Here is a 15060-nt window from a genome sequence, read left to right as displayed (position 1 = left end):
AAACTGATTGTCAAATTTAACCACTTAACCTCATGTCAACAATTAAGCTTTTTCTTTGCCTGCTTTGCCTTGCTTATTTTAGCAGCAATGAATTGTATCGACGCGATCTGCTGATCAGGATCCTTAAGCACAGCCAACAGAAACCATCACGCTTTACCATAACCGAAATAGCTAACAATGAGCTGGGCGTAAAAGAACTCACTTGCCATAATGACGGGGCCAGGGTGGAGGCATACCTATCAGTTGTGAAGCTGAAGAAAGGAGCCCCCTGGTGCGCAGCTTTCGTAAGCTGGGTATACCAAAAAGCAGGTTTTCCTAAGCCCAGATCGGGTTGGTCACCAGACCTTTTCCCACGCTCCAGATTGGCAAGGTCTGCACTGCCCGGCGATGTTATTGGAATTTATTTTCCGGATTTGAAGCGCGTAGCACATGTAGGAATAGTGATCTCTCAAAAAGGTGATTATATCTATACAACTGAAGGAAACACCACATTGCAGGGGGGAAGGGATGGAGATGGAGTATTCCGAAAAGTAAGGCATGTGAGAACTATACATAGCATTGCCGACTGGTACACAGAAAGGAGGGTGTCAAAATGAAAAGGATACAGGTAGTCCTTGTAATGCTAATAATCTGCAGTTGCACCTTGCTTAAGCGAAACAGTAAAACCACTGATCAAACTTTTTTTAATAGCAGTGATGATATAGTTGCCAGTGGCAAATTTATCGATAAGCATAGTAAATCCCCTGAATAATCATCTGAAAAAATAAACTAATTACATAACCAGCAAGTTATTAGCTGCTGCCTAGATGGACTAGGAAAAAGCCCCACAATTACGTGAGGCTTCATAGGTAGGTGTATTTAATAACAAACGGATTCAATCTTAACAATACTAAGTTACAATTACGCGGCAAATGTATACTCACTCTCGCGGATTTGTTACTTTTTAATTTAGAACTTTAAGTTGTACACCAATCAAAACGTTTCAACTCGTCCCTGCTTTAATCACTATACAAAGTGACGCAGCTACTGAAAAAGACGCCCGATTTCTTTTTGACAAGGTTAAAGAGAATTGTCAGGAAGACATTAGCATAGCAGGACAGCCAGTATTTCCCTGGCCCTATGCCTGTATTTGAGTTAGGCCAAATGTTAAAAAGTTATAAACTTTTTAAAAAGTACAATGTTAAATAACGCAATAAACAAAATTATAACAAATCATATTACACCTTTGAAAAATTTTCAAAATGGTAAATTCAATATTTCCGGTGAATCCGTAATTGAGAATCTTGAATTGCTCACCATAGCACTTGACGCTTCTATATCCGGTATCATTATTACCGATAACCTTCAGCAAGATAATCCTATAGTGTATTGCAACAAAGCATTTGAGCTTATAACAGGATATAGCAGGGCTCAGATTATTGGACATAATTGCAGATTCCTGCAGGGGGACGACAGGGCTCAGATTGAGCGTGATGTTTTGAAAAGAGCTGTGAGGGACGGTAAAGAATGCAAGGTCGAGATCAGGAATTATAGAAAAAATGGTGAGCTGTTTTGGAATGAATTGTATATGTCTCCTATAAAGGATGCTACGGGATCTGTAACACATTTCATCGGTGTGCAGAATGATGTCACACTTAGAAAAAAGGCTGAGCAGGACCTTCGGCAACAAAAGTCCATGATGGAAAAAAAAGTAGAGGAGCGCACCGCTGAGTTACGTGAAAGCGAATCTTTTTTATCCAGCATTATCGAAACTGTCCGGGAAGGCCTGCTTGTGCTGGACCCAAAGTTTTATGTCTTGAGTGCCAATCATCATTTCCTGAGTACTTTTAAGGTTTCTGCCGAGGAGACCGTAGGAAGACACTTGTATGAACTTGGCAATCATCAATGGGACATCCCGGTTTTGAAAGAACTTTTGATAAAGATCCTGCCGACCAATAATCCCGTTGTAGATTTTGAAGTTGAACATGATTTTCCACATATTGGAAAAAAGCTGATGCTGTTAAATGCATATCGCATTGAGCTCGAGGGCCAGTTCAAGGATCAGATCCTACTTGCTATAGAAGATATAACTGAGAGAAAGGAAATTGAACGAAGGAAGGATGATTTTTTGTCTATTGCAAGCCACGAGCTCAAAACCCCGTTGACCACCATAAAAGGATATATCCAGATCCTGGAGCGACATATTCCTGACAATGCCTCAGAAAAGTTCAACAAAACCCTTGGTAAGGTTGCGTCCTATGTTGACAGGCTAAACAATCTTATAGCAGAACTCCTTGATGTTTCCCGCATTCAGACCGGGAATATAGAATTGCATAAAACTAGTTTCGACTTTGATGCGATGATTGACGAGGCAATAGAAGGTATCCGGGCATTAGCAACCAATCATCGAATTCTGATAAATGGAAGAACAGGTGCACAGGTAATTGGCGATGAGTCTCATATTATCCAGGTAATTAATAACCTTCTTTCCAATGCAATAAAATACGCTCCGGATGCTCAGGAAATAGAAGTTAGCATTTCAAAAGTGAGTGACTATATAAAAGTATCTGTAAGGGATTTTGGCCTGGGCATGAATAGCGAAGATAAAAAAAGGGTTTTTGAACGTTTTTTTAGAAGCGGAGAGATACAAAAGCGTTTTCCGGGGATGGGCATAGGTCTTTACATATGTGATCAGATTATAAAAAATCATGGTGGTACCTTATGGGTAGAAAGCGAGATTGGAAAAGGTTCTACCTTTAGTTTCACCATACCAAACAATCAGGAGTAATGGAAAATAAGAAAATACTAATCTGTGATGATGACGAGGGAATAGTAGATGTGTTGGAACTTATCCTCGAAGAAACGGGCCATACTATTATTCCAGAGTTAAATAGCCTAAACGTTAAATCAATAATTCAGAAAACTAAACCTGATTTGATTATTCTTGACTTGTGGATGCCCGTTATGTCTGGAGACCAGATTCTGAGGATGATAAGAGATGATCCAAAGACGACGAATCTTCCGGTTATAGTCATGTCAGCAAGCCGGGATGGTGCAGAGATTGCGGCTGCCGCCGGAGCTACAGCATACATCTCTAAGCCTTTTGACTTCGACAATGTTCTGGTTGTGGTGGATAGCCTTTTAAATTGAGCTCCAGGAATGCAATATGTAATAAAGATAGATCGAATATGCCTTGTTTGCCATTTAAGCATAATCAGTCAATGAACCTATCCGTTAAGTATGGCTGTCCACCTCCACCTGTGGCACCATGTATCTGTCCAGTTGAATAGCTTGCCTCGGGAGACGTTTCAGTTTCTCCATACTTGCTCCTCCACTACCTGTAGCGGCGTCCACATTGGGCCTGGTGCCACACCATTTACAAGGATACCTTTTGGAGCTAATTGTTTTGCCAGTGATTTCACAAAACTTGTAGTTGCTGCGTTGGTCTGTGCATAATCCTAGAGTTCAGCTGATGGGCAACATTCTATGAGGGAATGTGCAGTAAGGTTTTACAGCGTTAGGCTGGACATTATGCCCAAATACCTCAATTATATTTGTAAAGCCAATACCCGCATTACAGCCTAAAAATGGATACAGGGATATACAAGAGAACGGATCATTCTTTTATTAAGGAACAAAAACCTGAATATTTCTGAAATCGCCAATGTAATGAACTTTTCAAGTCGTTCATTATTCACCCGTCATGTAAAAAAGCTTTTAGGACTTACCCGAAAGCATATCGGGAGCGAATATGATAAAATCAAAGGCGTAATTTCGGATACTATTTATACCAATTCGGATACTTCTTTAATCATAATCAGGAGCATATTGCAAACTAATGTTGCGCTTGACTAATGCTACTGTCAGGCACATTGAGGGTATATCAAATGAATAATCAAAACTCAGCTATGCAAATTTCCACCCGATGCCGGTATTACTACACGCCACTTATCATCTCCATAGTTTCTTTCTTATTTTGGCAAGCAGGTTTTGCCCAAACTGTACCACCTATTAATCGTATGGATTACCATTTGTCCTGGGATGGGCAGTCATCTATTTTAAAAATGGACATCTTCTACAATGATCATGGTAATGATAGTACTGTATTTGTGTTTGGTAATCCGCAGGCTGGCGGACAACCCCGTATATTTGATATCCTTGGTAACCTTAAGTCGGAGAACGGAGAGGCTATTGAAATCATTAAGTCGCAACGCAAGATTGTTGTGCAGCACAGGAACTCCGGCGTTAAAACTCTGCATGCGGAGATCGATGGAAAATTGGTGCCTGACCAGCAAAGGGCGAAGGTCAACGAGGCGTTCCGGACCACAGTCGCACCAGGATTCTTCTATACGATGGGCTACCAGTTATTTATGTATTTGCGGGATACTTCTTACAACCAGATCGGAATAAAGTGGGATCACTGGCCAAAAGGGATGCCTTATCTGATCTCTACCAACCCCGAAGCCAAGCCGGATGAGCTACAGGTCATTTCTTATGAGGGTTCTGCACGAAATGAGATCATGATACATATGAGCAGCAACATGATGATCACCAAAAGGAAACTGGATGGCATACAGCATTACCTGGTAACTTCTAAAAGTGATACCAGCAGCGGAGTGCCTGATAAACTAAAGGACTTCATGGTGACCTTTATGCCCTCTATGCGGGCATTTTGGAACGACCGTAAAGCGCCATTTTTTATACTTAGCGCGATCCCGCTGCTTAGCGAAGTGCCAACCACGATGACTGGCATGGCTTTGCCAAACGGCATGAGCGTGCGCTACCGTGGGCCACTCGAAAAGGATAAACTCCGGATCGTTGCACATGAGGTTTCTCATAACTGGATTGGCGTAAACCTGAAAATAGCGCAGAACGGTATGGAGAACAACTGGTTCAACGAGGGTTTTAATGATTATATAGCTATTTATAACCTGGTAAAAACAGGACTTTACAGCAAGGCTGATTTTGTGAATTATATGAACTACGAAAATCTGACGCCCCATTACAGCAGCTCGGTAGGTGAGGTACCGGGTGATTCCATCGAAACTAACTTTTTTAAAAGCGTCTTGTACGAAAGGCTTCCTTACCACCGTGGGTTTATTTATGCCTTTTATTTGGACAACCAGCTCAGGCTGGCTTCTGGCGGGAAGAAAACCATCCGCGAGTTTCTGCAGGCGCTTAACGCCAATCGCAATTCCGATGGTGCGACGGTATTGACGAAGGCTGATTTCGTTAGGGTGATCCGTCCATTTTTACCTGGCAAGGATATCAGTGCAGAGATCAATCGTTACCTGGCCGGTGGGCAGTATCTTGACTTCCGTAAAATTAAATTAATACAAGGCTTCAGTATCCAATATGAGCAGCAGGTGCCTTTATTGACACTTTCGGATCAGGTGAACCTGCAACAGGTTTTCCGGTAAGTCGATATGGCAAGGGATGCAGCTCAGATGAGCAACTTAGGGACACAATTCGTATTTTAGTCAGTCATCAGCATGAAGAAGCAACCGGTCATATTTTATTCGCTGTCCCAATTAAACAAAGCGATGGGGCAGCCTCCACCTAGCCATCCATTGATTGGTTTAATCAATTATGGAGAAGCGATATTCGATCCGAAGGATTATGAGCAGGGGATCATTCTCAATTTTTACAAGATCTCGTTCAAGACCAGCTTTTCGGGAAGACTAAAGTACGGTCAGGGCTTTTACGATTTTGAGGAGGGCGGCATGTCTTTCTTCGCACCGGGCCAGCTATTACGGATGCAGGATGAGGAAGCCAATTATGATGGTATGACGCTGCATATTCACCCGGATTTTTTAAGGCCATACCCGATAGGAAATCAGATTAAACAGTACAGCTTTTTTAATTATTCGGCCGGAGAGGCCTTGTACTTAAGCGACAGTGAAAAGGATAAGATTTTGCACATTTACCGGTTCATCCAGGATGAACTTGGAGAGCGCATGGACAGATTCAGTCAGGACTGATCATCTCGCAGATCGGGCTTTTGCTGAATTACAGCAACCGATTTTACGACCGGCAATTCCTGACGCGCAAAGTAGTGAATAACGATGTGTTGGTTAAATTGGAAGGAATGCTGGATCGTTTCCTGGATGACCAGCATGCCTTAACGAAAGGACTGCCCACGGTAGATATAGTTGCTGACCGGCTTAACCTTACGCCCCGCTATTTAAGTGACCTGCTACGTAATCTGACCGGCAAGACTACCCAGCAGTTCATTCATGAAAAGGTGATCGAAAGGGCGAAAGCATTACTGGCGAAAGATCATCAGACGGTTGCAGAAATAGCTTATTCTTTGGGATTCGAATATCCGCAATCTTTTCACAAGCTGTTCAAAAGTAAGACGTCCCAGTCGCCTCTCGACTACCGGAAAAGTCTGCTTAAGTAGCAAATCATTAATTATACCAGCAGCAGGTTCCTCCCTTACGCCACAACTGTTATCCATCATAGTGCAATAAAATTTATGACTATTGCTGATGCTGCGTGAATTTTCTTTTAAGCAGGTGGTTTTATCAATTTTTGTTTAAATTACTTGCTTAAATGCTTTAACAAAAATGGCAATATTCCCAATACCCGAAAATGAAAATGAGCGGTTGAAAGCCTTAAAGAATTATGAAATTTTAAATTCCTTATCTGAGGAAGAATACGACAGAATCACAGCCCTTGCCAGTAATATTTGCGAAGTTCCAATATCGCTCATCACCTTGCTTGATCATGACCGTCAATGGTTTAAGTCAAAGGTAGGGCTTGATATAGACCATACTTCCAGGGAACTTGCATTTTGTCAATATACAATCATGGATGATGGCCTGTTCGAAATCAATGATGCCACCCTGGACGAGCGGTTTAAAGAGAACGAGTTAGTAACAGGTGATCCACATTTAAGATATTACGCAGGTTATCCGCTTACTGACCCCAGCGGTTACAATTTGGGTACACTCTGTGTGCTGGATAGAAAACCCAATTCACTAACTGACAAGCAGAAGGAATCCCTTCGCCTGCTTAGTCTGGAGGTGATGCAGTTGATTGCAGAACGCAGATTGAAAGAGGAGCTTAGGAATTTTGAAAAGCTTTTCTTGTTGTCCAGCGATCTGATTTGCATTGCCGGTACGGACGGCTATTTTAAGAAGGTAAATCCTGCATTTGAAAATTTACTGGGCTGGTCTGGCGAAGAAATGTTGAAGAAGAATCTGTTTGAGCTGGTTCATCCTGCAGATCAAATTGTGACTGGGCAAGAGATGGAAAAGCTGAGGAAAGGTACTGCTGTCGCCAATTTTGAACACAGGTTACTCACTATTACAGGCACCTATAAAATATTTCAATGGGTAGTAACCCCTGAAAAGCATACTGACAATCTATTTGCCGTAGGCCGTGATGTTACCCTAATTAAGGAAAACGAGGAAAAATTGGCTGAAAAAGAAGCCAACCTGAGAGCTGTTTTTGAGAATTCGCAGGGATTTATCACTACCCATGACCTTGAAGGTAAGTTTTTGACTATAAACCCGGCTGGTGCGGCTATTTTGGGTTACAGTATCCGGGAGATTGAGCAAATGAGTTTATTTGATATCATACCCCAGGAAAGGCATGTTTACCTGACAGCGTATTTGACTGAAATTCAGGTCACTGGTCGCGGTTCTGGTCAGATGTTGGTGAGGCACAGAGATGGCTCGCCCAGGACATTGTTATTTAATAATGTGCTGGAAAACATTCAGGGAAAACCACCTTATGTCATAGGTAATGCGTTAGATATTACCGAACGCAAATCTATGGAAGAGCGTTTGGTTCAGTTAAGTGAAATGCTGGAACAGACGAATAAGGTGGCCCGGGTTGGTGGATGGCAGCTTGATCTTGCTACGGACAAATTATTCTGGACATCCGTGACCAGAGAGATTCACGAACTTCCTGAGGAATTTGAACCTTCCCTGGAGACCGCAGTCAGTTATTACAAGGAAGGTGCAGACCGTGACCGAATCTCAAATGCGGTTGAAAATGCAATTCAGACCGGGGAAGGGTGGGAGATGGAATTACAGATTACAACTTTCACAGGGAAAGAAGTTTGGGTAAAGGCCATGGGCAATGCTTTTTTCGAGGATGGAGTGTGTAAAAGACTTTATGGATCTTTCCAGGATATAGATGAAAGGAAAAAGACTGAGCTTCAGGCGAACAGGGCAAGATCAGTGCTGATCTCTTTCGCTGCTCATGCCCCAGCGGCTGTAGCCATGCTGGATAAGGAAATGAACTATATTGCAGTTAGTAACCGCTGGCTGGAAGATTATGGACTGAAAGGCCCGCAGATCATTGGAACATCTTATTATACTCATTTTCCTTTTATAACTGAGGAAGGGAGGAGACGTCACCGGCGAATTTTAAATGGAGCAGTAGAAAGGATGGAAGAGGACCGTTATCTGGGGACGGGTTTCGGGAATCAGGAATTTATCAGCTGGGAAATGAGGCCGTGGTTAGAAGATGACGGCTCCGTAGGCGGAATGATTATTTTTACACAAGACATCACGCTTGCTGTTCATCAAAGAAACGAGCTCAAACAGGCTAAAATTGCTGCCGAGCAGGCCAGTGTAGCTAAGTCTGATTTCCTTTCGAACATGAGCCATGAAATACGGACGCCTTTAAACGGCGTTATTGGCTTTACAGATTTGGTTTTAAAAACAAAACTGACTGATACCCAATTGCAATATCTATCCATCGTCAATCAATCTGCTACGGCTTTACTGGGTATTATAAACGACATTCTGGATTTTTCTAAAATCGAAGCCGGAAAACTGGAGTTGGATGTGGAGGAATGCGATATTTATGACATTAGTGGTCAGGCTACAGACATCATTACTTACCAGGTACAGAAAAAGGGACTGGAAATGTTGCTCAACCTTTCTCAGGATTTGCCAAGGTTTATTTGGGCAGATTCGGTACGCTTAAAGCAGATTCTTGTTAATTTATTGGGAAATGCAGCAAAGTTTACTGATCAGGGTGAAATAGAACTTAAAATAGAAGTAATAGAGGAAAAACAAGAGCATTCGCTGATTCGGTTTGGTGTTCGTGATACTGGGATAGGCATCAGGGACGATAAAAAGGGAAAGATATTTGAAGCTTTTGCACAGGAAGATGGTTCCACTACCAAAAAATATGGCGGTACCGGGCTGGGACTGGCCATTAGTAATAAACTTTTAGGCTTAATGGATAGCAAGCTCGAACTGAACAGCACCTTAGGAAAAGGAAGCGAATTCTATTTTGAGGTTTGGTTAAGATGTGAAAGGGGCGGACCTAAGGAATGGGAAAATATCAATTGGATCAAAAAAGTACTGATTGTTGACGATAATTTAAATAACAGGGTGATCCTGGAACAGATGCTTTTATTGAAAGACATCCACAGCACACCAGCCAAAAATGGATTTGAAGCTTTGCAGATACTGGCATCGGGAGAGAAGTTTGACCTTATTCTAATGGATTACCATATGCCATATTTGGACGGAATAGATACCATCCGCCAGATTAGGGACAGTTTCAACGACACTTTACAGCCTATCGTCCTATTGTTCAGTTCTTCTGATGACGAAAAGATTATCAAGGCCTGTGACGAGCTGGAAGTCAATTCACGTTTGGTGAAACCCGTGAAAATAACGGATCTTTATCAGACCTTGTCCCGTATGATGTTAAAAGAAGTACCCAAATTTAGTCATGCAGAAGAGGCTGCACCTTTACTCACGACAGAAAAATTGACGGTACTGGTTGCCGATGATAATCCTGTGAATATGTTACTGGCTAAAACCATCATTCAGAGGGCTGCCGTTAATGCGGTAGTACTTGAAGCAAAAAATGGAATGGAAGCAGTGGAGCATTATATAAGCAGTGCTCCTGATTTAATTTTAATGGATGTACAAATGCCGGAGATGAACGGTTATGAAGCCACAATTGAAATCAGGAAATCGGAGCAGGATGGACACCAAACCCCAATCATTGCATTGACAGCGGGGAATGTAAAGAATGAACGTGAACGATGCATTGCTGCAGGTATGGATGATTTTGTAGTTAAACCTGTCGTAGAAGAAACGATAGTCCAGATTCTTAAAAAATGGCTTCATATCGATGCACTTGATCCAATTCTGGAACTAACTGTCAAATCAGAGGAACTAACACATTTCGACCCTGATATCTTGCGCAAGCATATCGGAGATAATCAATTGGTCATTGCTGAGATTATTGGGCTGACCAAAGTTCAACTCGCCGGATCTTTAATTGCGCTAAGACAAGCAGTTGAACAGGGCAGATCAGAAGAGGTAGCTGCGCAGGGACATAAAATATATGGTACTGCGGTTTCAGCAGGTTTTCCCAAATTGGCAAAACTGGCAAGAGAGGTAGAACTAGTTACAGATATTACTGAAGTTAATAGTTCTCATCTAATTGATCTCATAGCTGAAGAGATTGAGTTCTGTAGCGGCCTTCTTTAAAATATCCAGTAGTAAAAAAACTACGTAATTGTATACTGTCAGATTGAGTGAAGATAGAAATAATTTACGTATTTGTAAATTTTGTACATTTTTTATGTTAGTTATAGTTATATGATCCGTTATGATGCAGAAAGATTGGCTGATGTGGGCCGCTTTCTAAACTTGAATATCAGTAAGGAAAAGGAGCTGCAGGAGATTGTAGACTTTGCTGCTGAAATTTGTGGTTCCCAAATCGCGATGGTTACCTTGATGGATGGTGAAAAACAATATGTTAAATTTATCAAAGGAGCAAGCATTGATCTGGTAGATTACGAAGATACACTTTGTCAGTACACGCTTGATCAGAATGATTTGCTCATTATTGAGGATACCATTAAAGATAGCCGGTTGGTAGAAAATCCATTTGTAAAAGCTGGTCCTTATCTTCGATTTTATGCTGGAGTTCCGTTGGTCAGCGAAAAAGGGAATTCCATTGGCACACTATGTGTTTTTGACGTGGAAAGTCATTCCTTATCAGAATTGCAGCAGACGATGTTAACCAGTTTATCAGAACAGGTAACCCGTTTGCTGGAATTTGATCTCACATTACAAATATTGAAGGAACAGTATGAAGAGTCTACCGAAAAGGCTAGTATTTTGCTAACCTATTTTCAAAGTTCCAGTTCCTGTCATTTGCTGATGGACAAAAATATGCAGCTGATTACTTACAACCAGGCCCTGGCAGATTTTATGTTTGCTAACTATCAAACCCAAATCACTGAGGGCATAAATTTGGTTGACTACATTCAGCCTTCTTTTAGGGAAGAATTTATTGATTATTTCAATAAGGCACTTGCCGGTGAGTTCATTACTATTGAACGTCATTTAACCTATGCACAGGGGACAGTTTGTTGGTCAATGAGCTATGAACAGGCTTTAGATACCAGCGGTGAGTGCTTCGGTGTATCGTTTAATGCTACAGATATCACAAGGAGTATAAGTAATCAAACACATTTAAATCAGCAGGTTGATGCCATCAGTAAAATCAACGCCATACAGGCAGATGAACTTACGGTCCATATCGACCAAATCTCCCAGGAAGCAAAGAAGATCTCCGGTTTAACGAAAACTCTGCACATAGACGAATTTTTGCTACTCCAACTCGCGGTTGATGAATTGTTAGAGAAGAACGAGAAGATCATTCAAAAAAAAATAAATGAATCGGCTACAAAGATTTTTTAAAATAGATATATGCCTTTAAAAGAACTTGAACGGCTTGAAGCAGTGCATAGATATTTGAGCCTGGAACTAAGTGTATCTGATGAATTGCAGAAGATTGTGAAAACGGCAGCCGAAATTTGCGGTACACCAACAGCATTAATTTCGTTAATCGATGAGGATACGCAGTATATTAAATTCAAGCAGGCATTTGATTTTACACAAACGGAGAGAGAACATGCGTTTTGTAATCATACCATAGGCAAACCAGATTTTTTTGTGGTAGAGGATGCATTAAAGGATCACAATTTCGTTAATAATCCACTGGTTACCGGGAATCCTATGATAAGGTTTTACGCAGGAATACCCTTAACTACGCACGATGGTTATAATCTGGGGAGTCTTTGTGTAATTGATCAAATACCGCGCGAAATCTCAGCTATGAATCTGAAGATGTTAAAATTGCTTGCGCGTCATGCCATCAACTTGTTTGAGTTTGAATCAGGCCTGGCTTTAATGAAGCAACAGTATTTAGAGGCAAAACAGGTAGAATTGAAACTGAGCTCATTTTTTGAAAGCTCTACCTCCGAACATATTATCATTGATCGCGACTATACTATTTTGGCTTTTAATAAAAGATTGAGGGATTTTGTAAACAATGAATACGGTATAGCTATTGAGAAGGGGATGAAAGTTACCAACTTCATCCGTGAAAATTACCTGTTGGATTTTGTTAAGAACTGTCAGCGTGCACTCGATGGTGAGCAGGTGAGGCACGAAAGGCTGATCCAGTTTGGACCGAATGCACACTGGTGTGATATTACATATGATCCTGCAAGAAATTCATCAGGAGAGATCATAGGGGTTTCCTTCAATTCAACAGATATTACTGATCGTATAGTTCAGCAGCAAAAGATGATGAACCACCAGGATATTTTAATGGAGACAGCATTTCTTCAATCTCATGAACTCCGTAAACCCGTAGCCAATATTAAGGGGCTTTTAACATTGCTTGAAATGGATGGGTATTTTAAAAGCTATAGTGGACTTTTTAAGATCCAAAAGGCTAACGATATTCTGGATGAAAGGATACACGCAATTGTAGGATTTACTGGCACATAATCGCAATATCAGGAATTGTGGAAACCTGTTGACTATATTAAGGGGAAGTTTCTCACGCCGCGAATAATGCGCCCCAACCAAATTGTTTGCAACATATTATAAGCTATTTAGCGGCAGAACGAGGTCAGGATGATTATTGTGGACCTTATTGATCACCGTTGAATTGACAGCGGCAGAAACCTGAAAGCTATTCATTAGATCATCTGGATAAGGGTTGCATAAACTCATAAGGTCTGCTCTACTTATATCTTTACTGAGCCAAAGGGCTTCTTCGTTTTTATCCAGGATTACAGGCATTCTGAATTTGGGATCATGCACTTTTCCAACGGTATCATTAGCAACTGTAGTCATTATAGTGAATGAGCGGTACACTTCATTCGTCATTTTACTTTTCCATTCGCTCCAGAGGCCCGCAAAAGCAAAGAGTTCGCGGTCATTTATGACAAAGCGGTAGGGTACAGGCTTCCCGGATTTTCTGTCCCATTCGTAAAATCCATCAGCTAATACAAGACAGGTTTTGTGGTGTTTGATCAATGGCGCCCAGGTCTTAGCTGTTGTAGCGCTTTCACTTCGTGCATTCAACGTAGAAAAGTCCATCTTTATACTTTCTGCCCAATAGGGCACCAAACCGAAGTGCATCTTCTGTGCGATATCAGGCTGATCAGCCGTGATCACCAGGCCTTCCTGTGTAGGCGCTAAATTAAAGTTAGGTTCAAAAGGTGAAGGCAACTTCACCTGATAAGCCTGCATTAGTTCCTTCTCTTTTTTGGTTAAAGTATATCTGGCGCACATATTATTTTGTCTTGATGATGTCTTTCCACTGTGTAGTATATGCCGGGCTCAGGAACCTGCGTTTCATTGTCCAGTTCTGCTCGGTACCTTCAGTTGCTATTCTGATCGTGCCCTTTCCATAATGGCCGTTGATCTGATCCATGAGCTTGCTCAATTTATCATTTTTCGGCCCATTCCAATGGCTAAACATATTTAATTGTACTTCTGTTTCCGGAATTAATCCTGTAGCGGTTACTTCTACCTTTTGATACATATAGCCTTCACGATAAATAGCTCGTAATCCTGCCAATGCCACCTTTACGATTTCTGCTGTGCTGTTGGCTGCATGGGTTAAGGGAATAGTTATCGCTGGGAATGCTTGCGGCGTATCGGTCTTAAACCGATTAGTAAGCAGTCTGACAGATATTACTGTTGCACAACTTTGATCCTTGCGGAGTTTTAATGACAACCTGTTGGCATAGCTGGCTGTAGCTTCGCTGAGTTCTTCCATACTGTTCGTCAATCTACTGAAAGCCCTGCTGGTGCACAATCCTTTTTTACGTTCCTGAACATCGCTGAGCGGAATGCAGGAGCGGCCCCATAGTTCATTCCACATTCTTACACCCTGGATGGTCAGCTTCTCCTGTACAAAGCCTATTGGCTGATTGCGCAGGTCTGCTGCGGTTTCAATGCCTAAAGTGATTAGCTGCTTTGCATAGGCTCTGCCAATGCCCCAAAGATCTTCTACCTGATAATCTTTCACTGCTTCTGTGATTTTCTCTTCAGTATCCAGTACACAAACTCCGCCGGTACGCTTACACATCTTATTGGCAAGCTTCGCAAGCGTCTTGGTAGGGGCAATGCCAACGCTTACAGGGATGCCTGTATTCTGAATAACAGAATTACGGATTTGGTGTCCGTAATTTTCCAAATCCTGCACTCCCGTTAAACCGAGGAAACATTCATCAATAGAGTACACTTCTACCTCTGGTGAGAACCTGGCAAGATTAGTCATGACACGTGCGCTCATGTCGCCATATAGCGTATAATTACTGCTAAATACGTTTATCTTATAGTTCTTAATTTCATCTTCGATCATGTAAAATACTGCACCCATTGTAATGCCCAGATCTTTTGCCTCATTGCTTCTGGCAATTACGCAACCATCATTGTTGGAAAGCACAATAATCGGCTTGCCTTTGAGTTCTGGCTTAAACAACCGTTCGCAGCTGGCGTAGAAGTTGTTGCAATCGACAAGGGCTACCATGGTTATGCAATCAGATATTTCACCATTGTGCCATTGAACATAGGATTGCAACTCCAGGTTACTGATCCAAAAATGGTGATGCCTTCATCAGTAATGATAATATCTCTATCTTTTTGTCCGCAGGTAAGATAATTCTGTTCATCATTTGATTCCAGTTTACGGGTTATCCATTCGCCTTCAACATTTGCTATCACGATTGCCCCAGGCTTAGGTTTTACTGAGCGATCTACAATCAACAATGCTCCCTTT

Annotated in this window: 13 protein-coding genes and 1 pseudogene; 10 read left to right on the top strand and 4 right to left on the bottom strand. The window is 41.7% G+C overall.

Features of this window, described 5'->3' with window-relative positions; genetic code table 11:
• Positions 1 to 32: 32 nt before the first annotated feature.
• From ABWY16_RS17365 to ABWY16_RS17355, 3 genes are all read left to right on the top strand, one after another.
• Complete coding sequence (locus ABWY16_RS17365; RefSeq protein WP_353905925.1) at positions 33 to 596, top strand: CHAP domain-containing protein; 564 nt, start codon at positions 33 to 35, stop codon at positions 594 to 596.
• A gap of 629 nt (positions 597 to 1225) precedes the next feature.
• Entirely contained in the window at positions 1226 to 2767 is a 1542-nt protein-coding gene (locus ABWY16_RS17360; RefSeq protein WP_353905924.1) for a PAS domain-containing sensor histidine kinase, read from the top strand.
• Positions 2767 to 3129, top strand: a complete 363-nt coding sequence (locus ABWY16_RS17355; RefSeq protein ID WP_353905923.1) for a response regulator — start codon at positions 2767 to 2769, stop codon at positions 3127 to 3129. The genes ABWY16_RS17360 and ABWY16_RS17355 overlap by 1 nt, the downstream gene beginning before the upstream one ends.
• Positions 3130 to 3287: 158 nt before the next feature.
• On the opposite strand, the gene ABWY16_RS17350 is transcribed toward ABWY16_RS17355, so the two are convergent.
• The gene (locus ABWY16_RS17350; protein WP_353905922.1) at positions 3288 to 3401 is read right to left on the bottom strand and encodes a hypothetical protein; all 114 of its coding nucleotides are present in this window, start codon (positions 3399 to 3401) and stop codon (positions 3288 to 3290) included.
• 597 nt (positions 3402 to 3998) lie between these two features.
• Here ABWY16_RS17350 and ABWY16_RS17345 point away from each other — a divergent pair.
• The 7 genes and pseudogenes from ABWY16_RS17345 (at position 3999) to ABWY16_RS17320 (ending at position 12773) form a co-directional block, all read left to right on the top strand.
• A complete protein-coding gene (locus tag ABWY16_RS17345; RefSeq protein ID WP_353905921.1) occupies positions 3999 to 5399 on the top strand; it encodes a M1 family aminopeptidase in 1401 nt (466 codons plus the stop codon).
• Positions 5400 to 5471: 72 nt separating this feature from the next.
• A complete protein-coding gene (locus ABWY16_RS17340; RefSeq protein ID WP_353905920.1) occupies positions 5472 to 5960 on the top strand; it encodes a hypothetical protein in 489 nt (162 codons plus the stop codon).
• Between the two features lie 20 nt (positions 5961 to 5980).
• Complete coding sequence (locus ABWY16_RS17335; protein WP_353905919.1) at positions 5981 to 6382, top strand: helix-turn-helix domain-containing protein; 402 nt, start codon at positions 5981 to 5983, stop codon at positions 6380 to 6382.
• A 718-nt stretch (positions 6383 to 7100) separates the two neighbouring features.
• Positions 7101 to 7763, top strand: a pseudogene (locus tag ABWY16_RS21725) (PAS domain-containing protein); the annotation flags it as partial.
• Positions 7761 to 10454 carry a hybrid sensor histidine kinase/response regulator gene (locus tag ABWY16_RS17330; protein ID WP_502931000.1) on the top strand — a complete coding sequence of 898 codons (2694 nt, stop codon included), beginning with the start codon at positions 7761 to 7763 and terminating at the stop codon, positions 10452 to 10454. The pseudogene ABWY16_RS21725 and the gene ABWY16_RS17330, both read left to right, overlap by 3 nt.
• A gap of 111 nt (positions 10455 to 10565) precedes the next feature.
• Complete coding sequence (locus ABWY16_RS17325) at positions 10566 to 11675, top strand: GAF domain-containing protein (RefSeq protein WP_353905917.1); 1110 nt, start codon at positions 10566 to 10568, stop codon at positions 11673 to 11675.
• Between the two features lie 9 nt (positions 11676 to 11684).
• On the top strand, positions 11685 to 12773 hold the full coding sequence (locus ABWY16_RS17320) for a GAF domain-containing protein (protein WP_353905916.1): 1089 nt from the start codon (positions 11685 to 11687) through the stop codon (positions 12771 to 12773).
• Between the two features lie 96 nt (positions 12774 to 12869).
• Here the strand turns inward: ABWY16_RS17320 and ABWY16_RS17315 are convergent, their stop codons facing one another.
• From ABWY16_RS17315 to ABWY16_RS17305, 3 genes are all read right to left on the bottom strand, one after another.
• Positions 12870 to 13565 (bottom strand): SOS response-associated peptidase, encoded by a 696-nt coding sequence (locus ABWY16_RS17315; RefSeq protein WP_353905915.1) that lies wholly within the window; start codon positions 13563 to 13565, stop codon positions 12870 to 12872.
• 1 nt (position 13566) lies between these two features.
• Entirely contained in the window at positions 13567 to 14811 is a 1245-nt protein-coding gene (locus ABWY16_RS17310) for a Y-family DNA polymerase (protein ID WP_353905914.1), read from the bottom strand.
• 2 nt (positions 14812 to 14813) lie between these two features.
• A partial coding sequence (locus ABWY16_RS17305; RefSeq protein WP_353905913.1) for a S24 family peptidase occupies positions 14814 to 15060 on the bottom strand: 247 nt, incomplete at its 5' end.

Origin of the sequence: Pedobacter sp. (genome assembly GCF_040513095.1) — a bacterium.
In the GTDB taxonomy this organism is placed as follows: domain Bacteria; phylum Bacteroidota; class Bacteroidia; order Sphingobacteriales; family Sphingobacteriaceae; genus Pedobacter.
Note: the sequence above shows the minus strand (reverse complement) of the source record. Positions and strands in the feature narration are given on the sequence as shown.